The sequence below is a fragment of the Candidatus Accumulibacter vicinus genome (assembly GCF_000584955.1).
Classification (GTDB): domain Bacteria; phylum Pseudomonadota; class Gammaproteobacteria; order Burkholderiales; family Rhodocyclaceae; genus Accumulibacter; species Accumulibacter vicinus.
Map to the genome: position 1 here is coordinate 9,917 of NZ_JDSS02000008.1, position 5,681 is coordinate 15,597.

The following is a 5,681-nucleotide window of genomic DNA, read 5'->3' on the forward strand; positions in this document are numbered from 1 at the left end:
TCATATCGATATTTATGATGTCAGATGAGTTGTGTATAAGGCTATGGGCTTCACTAGCCACCGGATCTTAGGTAGGCGTTCTCTAAGTTATTTATTTTCCGCAAAAGCGTACGAGCATATATGTTGAAGCGTCCCAGTGTATGCCATTGATTCTCACGTGCGCGCTGAGTTGCATATAAGCGTCTGCCAATTACGGCATCACGAAAGTCCTCTTAACACGTTTTGAGACTAGAAAATACGGAACCCAAATGAGGGCTCCCAACACCTGCTTTGCCAAGACTATCCCTAGTACGCTTGCGACCGGCCCAGCATCGGCTCCGGTCGTCACTAGAAAGAGCGCTCCCTGGGCAACGATTCCAACAATCATAAATGCTATAATAGTTCCCGGAGCGTCGCGACGCTTGCCGAAGAATAAAACCGCCGCGTAGATGAGGAAGGCAGTGAGGCCGATATCACATAGCAGACTAATGATGAAAATGCCTTGATATCGCGTGGGAACGTCAGAGGCCTGCCCTAGGCTCGCAACGATGTTAATCACTGAGAAAATAACTCCGATAATCAAACCGATGGCGGGTAGGACGAGCCAACCGCCAATGCTCTCAGGAATGACGGTAGGGTTCTCCGCTGCTGGATGTTCACAAGGCGGGGAGGTTTCAAGACTGCGATTAAAGTTCTCACTTATCTGATTACCCTTTCTGTTTTGACCGCAAGACCGGGAAGAAAGCTATTATCGGGACAGCTTGGCCCCGCGGTGATTCGGATGCGATACTACGAGAAAGCCCATGTCTTATATGCGCTTCCGGATAAGTCTTCTGATTTATGCGGGTATACTTGTCACCCCAATATCTCGGAAGCCTCGCCATGTTCCGCAAAGCCAATGCCCCTCTCACCGACCACGAACACGGCCAATTCATCCAGATAGACCCATACCTTTATACATGAATCTACGCGCCATAGAAAATCAAGCGCTTGGAAGCTGCTTAAGGCCTACTAGTCGTCAAAGCCAAGAATTTATAAGGATGTAGTTTATTGGACGCGTACGTAAATTCGTCGTGTCAGCCGCTGCTGGGATCGCAACTCGATTTCGCTCCTTCCGCGGCGATACTGCCCCAGTCGTAACCCGAGCGAAGCGATAGCGGCTTGACGGCAATACGATAGTTACCGCTTTTGGGTGGTTTGACACACCCGGCAGTCGTATGACCAACCCGTGACAAAATAGTAGCGCCATCGGGCGCCGTCACCGTTAACTCGATGTCGTCGGTGCGGGGGCAGCCCGAGGCGGCGAACCAGTAGGATTGCCCCGCCTGGAGCCGGATGGTGCGGGAACCGGTTTCACGCAGTTTGTAATCGCCCGCCAAACGTACCAGGCTGGCGCCACTGCTTGCCGATCCTGGGTCGCTCTGCAGCGGCGCGGGATGGCAGGACTGGGCCGCCGCGGTGCCGGAAGCCACAGCCAAAAATACGCCGAATACGGCTATCAACACGGAGCTCCCGATGTGGAAAGCCATTTGCTTGCTTGCGGCCATAAAAGTCTCCTTTTCAGTGTGCCAAGACACGGTTTTAGGTGTCGATCCCAGACTATCCCGCGACGTGGTGCAGAAACCATCCCCGCACAGACGCACGCCCGGGCTGACTCGATTATTTACCGGCGGACCTATTTGCTCTCGCCATACAATTCGGCCGCCACCAGTTTGGCAAATTCCTCGTACAGCCAGCGCATTCGGATACCATCCTGGCCACCGGCGAGGCCACCCAGTGCATAGGACGCGCTCACGGTGAACGGCTCGGTATCGCCATTCGGACCGCGCAGCCGCACGTCGCCGGACACGTTGTCGTTTCCGGCCATGAAACCGAACAAAATGGCGGCCGCAGTTGAACGAACACGGAAATCCTTCACCTCGACGTCCAAGGAAGTGGGCGACGCGCTGTCCAGCATATTGCGGTGATCAACCTGGTTTCTGATCACCGAAGCGAGTTCCTCGGTCGAAAAACCCGGATTGTCGGCCGCTTTACTCTGAGCTTCCGGGCTCAAGCGAACGACGACCTTGCTGATGCGTTCGGACGAAAGCTGTGGCGTGGCACCAGAGCTATCGGCTTGACGTGAAACTCCAGACGCACAGCCGACCAAAGCCAGAGTCGCAGCGCTAAGCAGGATACAATGCAGGAAATGCTTCGACATCAGAATGATCCTTTCGAAAAAGACAGGCCCAGGTTTCCCCGATAACCCGTCGGCGGGCACAAAAATGTGCTGACCGGAGCCCGCGTTTTGCCACGTCAGCAGTAGAAGAGCGCCGCTCGGTTGCCGCTCGTCGTGCAGCGGTACAAAAACACTCCGGACTTCGTTGAAACATTGGTCAAGAGTGAGATTCATCATAACCATCCCGAACATCGGCAGCCTCGCGTCAAGGCGACGAAACCAATAGATGGTGATCGGCGACGGCGATCGAACGCCAGATCCGGCCAGAATGATCTTCGGTGACCAGGTCGGGCCGATCGACCATCACCAGGCCATCGTCGGAAATCTTGACTACTGCAGGCTGTTTGAACTTCAATCCGGCAAACTTCGTGAAGCCGATTTTGGAATCAACGTCAATGGAAACTCCGCTCGAGTTTCGCGCGTCGGGGTAGATGTCCATTAGCCCGGCCTTTCTCAGCAACCCGCCCAGACTGTATCTTGCGGGAATGGAGCAGGTTTCGCCTTTGATCTCGGCAACCGCATCGTGGTACAAATCACCGGTAAGAGGATCCGCCCTAATGGCGACTCCTTCCAGATTCACTGTCATACGTAGAGGATCAGGCTCGTGACGAATATTTTTATAAACGAGCACTTCGTCGTTTGGATCAGCGCTCTCCGGAACGATCAACTTCACCGCGCCACACCTGATCGAAAGGCCCTCCTTGCTGCCCGTCACGGAAATTCCGGAGGCCCCCTTGGGAAAAGTAAACGGCGATTTCCAGCGATACGCCGATTTACTCAATAGATCGTCCCGCTGCCGCTTGGCGTCCTGCGCGTGACGACCAGCTTGGTGCGCCGCGATAAACTCGTCAAGAGCGGCGGCGCTTCCTTTGGCAGTGGCCAGGGCGAACTCCAGATCCTCGAGTTTCTCGGTTGCGGGTTGACGAAACTGCCCTTCAGGATATCGCTTGAGAAAATCACGCAGTGCTTCCACGCTGCCCTTCTGCTGAGCAAACTCCCAGTCGGAGCTCTCCGAAGAACAAGCAATCACCAACGCCACCAGAGTCGCCAAAAACAAGCTGTGAATACCGAAATAGCGAGTTGTACGAATCGTCATTTTCATGGTCCGTTAAAATACCTCGGCGAACCGGGAGTAGAAAAACCGGGGAGGCTTCACAGATATTCAATTCCTGACAATTGCAATCCTACCAAGTCGATGTTAGTCGCGTTTATCGAGGTATCGGCGGCTAATACGCCGAGAGCACCGACGGTCATGCCGTTGTTAAGCATATCAATAAACGGTTGAGCCGCAGCTGGTGATGGTACGACACCGACGACGTTCGTATAGAGCAGGTTCACAACTTGTTGCGGTGTAGTGGCTCCTGCTGCGTCGATCGCAAGTGCATTCAATTCCTCATAGGTCATTCCACCGTCGAGGAAGGAAAGACCTATGCCTACGAACTGTTTGTTATGGACCGCGTTGGCTCCGAATGCTGCGCCAAGAATCTTAGCAACCATGCCGGCATTGCCGTCCAGATCAAACGCAAGCTTCGTGTCGGCGAATTGAAGGCGCTCTACTTGAGATAGGGTATCCTGGCCATCAGCCCCACCTTGCGCTTCAACAACAAGGGTGTTTCCCGTCCTCGTCACCCTGTAGTCAGAGTGATTGCCAGAATAAATTGCGGTATCTATACCTTCGCCACCAGCCAGGAAGTCCCTTCCCGGACCACCGGTTAGTCGATCGTTTCCAGCCATACCAAGGAAGCTGTCGCTGCCCGAAGTCCCAGTCAAAATATTGTTGCCCGCATCGCCAGTCAGAGTCTCACCTGCGGTGTCCTGAAACAGGCGATAGGTACCAGTGCCACCGGTAGGTGCTCGTACAGCAAGGTAATAGGTTGCGCTAGTGGTTGGCGTGTAGCGTAACAGTGAGTTCAATCCTATCCCACCGTCGTCATTGCTGACAGTAGAGAAGGTCCGTCCGTCACGCAAGACTAAGTATGGATCGGCCAATGTACCCTGGGACGTATCCGAGCCTTCCAAGTTAAACGTATAGGTCCTGCCCGCGCTCAGGGTCACGGCGAACCAGTCTTCATCGTATGGGACTTCGATGTTGCCGCCAGCGAACTGTCCTTCGGTCAGTCGCCCTGTTGTAGCGGTATTTGAGGGGTAATCGTCGGTTACTGCCACTGCCGATAGGCGATAGTTACCAATGAAATCGGAGTAGACCGTTCCTCCAGATAAATCAAAAATCAAACCTCTGCCGTAACCTGAATTATGTGCATCAAGGTAATAGGTTCCGCTGGTGGTTGGCGTGTAGGATATCCCCGAGTTGAATCCTATGCCACCGTCGTCATTTCTGTCAATCTGAGAACCTGTGCTGCTGCGCAAGGTTAGCGCAGGATCCCCCAACGCAAAACTTTGCTGGAGCGTCGACCAGCCTTCCAGTGCGAAATAATAAGGCGTGCCCGCACTCAGGGTGACGGCGAACCAGTCGGAATCGTCTTCACCTTCTATGTAGCCGGCCACCGAGCTGCCTACGATGAGTCGCCCTGTTGTGGCGGTCGTTGCGGAATAGTCGTCTGACATGATTCTATCTCCCCCCTGTGGTAAACATCGTCGCTGCAGAAATAAGACTCTTGAATTTCATAGTGATCTCCCTAAAGCCGGTGGTTTTAACCTTGTGATCGACAATAAATATCGGCGAACCGAGAGCGGAAAACCGAGGCCGTAACCGGCAGATAACACGAGAAAAGCAATTACTACACATCGTCCGGCGTTATGAGAGAGTTCCGTAGCGCTATACTATGCCCGGGCCGTTCCGCTGGAGCCTGCCTGCGCTCCTTCCCGCGCGCCTCTACTTTGGTTTGGCCTCGACCTTATTGGTGGGGGCACCCGGTGCTCCTATCATGTCCGCGATCGGCAGAAGCTTTTTGTGGGTTGGCGAGTAGCAATACAGGCCCCAGACGGTTGGCCGCGAAATTGTTTGGGTCAGATCGGCAGCCTTTATGATAATGCCGTTGAATCTCGAAGCACTCTCGTCGAAAGACAAACAATCGCCGTCTTCTATGACCCATTTGCGTCCTCCTATTACCGACAGATCGGCACCGAGCCAGAGCCGCCAGGTAATCACGCCAGCGGCATTCGCGAAGGTAAACGATTCCACAGAGGTTACTTTAGTAATGACTATGATATTGGTCGGCGCATGCGGCGACTCTTTTATGACTCTCGCTTGCCTTTCCGAATAAGTCACTGCCCCCCGGTGAATCCAGCCGGTCTTGCTCATGTCGGCCGTTGTTACGTGTATCCAGTCGTGAGCCGTCTTTTGGATGACCAGTGGCTCGGCCAAGGAAACGGTGGCACCCTGGCTTTTATCCGAAAATTGCGGATTGCTGCGCAATTTAGTAGACTTCGCCAGCGGATAGACGCTAACCCCTTTTTCGCTCTCGTCGTAGACGACCGAACGTAACCGTTCACACCCCCGCAAAAATTCACGCGCAGCGGCAAG

Annotated in this window: 5 protein-coding genes; all 5 read right to left on the reverse strand. The window is 54.0% G+C overall.

The features are described from left to right. Positions 1-1,055: 1,055 nt before the first annotated feature. The gene (locus CAPSK01_RS02410) at positions 1,056-1,526 is read right to left on the reverse strand and encodes a hypothetical protein (protein ID WP_034921997.1); all 471 of its coding nucleotides are present in this window, start codon (positions 1,524-1,526) and stop codon (positions 1,056-1,058) included. Positions 1,527-1,654: 128 nt separating this feature from the next. Next, complete coding sequence (locus tag CAPSK01_RS21540) at positions 1,655-2,374, reverse strand: hypothetical protein (protein WP_273702946.1); 720 nt, start codon at positions 2,372-2,374, stop codon at positions 1,655-1,657. Positions 2,375-2,402: 28 nt separating this feature from the next. After that, on the reverse strand, positions 2,403-3,299 hold the full coding sequence (locus CAPSK01_RS02420) for a hypothetical protein (protein ID WP_273702947.1): 897 nt from the start codon (positions 3,297-3,299) through the stop codon (positions 2,403-2,405). Between the two features lie 50 nt (positions 3,300-3,349). Further along, positions 3,350-4,762 (reverse strand): hypothetical protein, encoded by a 1,413-nt coding sequence (locus CAPSK01_RS21545; protein ID WP_273702948.1) that lies wholly within the window; start codon positions 4,760-4,762, stop codon positions 3,350-3,352. 268 nt (positions 4,763-5,030) lie between these two features. Beyond that, positions 5,031-5,681: hypothetical protein (locus tag CAPSK01_RS02430; protein WP_273702949.1), on the reverse strand; the 651-nt coding region annotated here is incomplete at its 5' end.

What these genes read in the sequence shown, in the direction of transcription:
- CAPSK01_RS02410 (WP_034921997.1), bottom strand. Translation starts at nt 1,526, where the DNA reads ATGGCCGCAAGCAAGCAAATGGCTTTCCACATCGGGAGCTCCGTGTTG.
- CAPSK01_RS21545 (WP_273702948.1), bottom strand. Translation starts at nt 4,762, where the DNA reads ATGTCAGACGACTATTCCGCAACGACCGCCACAACAGGGCGACTCATC.
- CAPSK01_RS02420 (WP_273702947.1), bottom strand. Translation starts at nt 3,299, where the DNA reads ATGAAAATGACGATTCGTACAACTCGCTATTTCGGTATTCACAGCTTG.
- CAPSK01_RS21540 (WP_273702946.1), bottom strand. Translation starts at nt 2,374, where the DNA reads ATGATGAATCTCACTCTTGACCAATGTTTCAACGAAGTCCGGAGTGTT.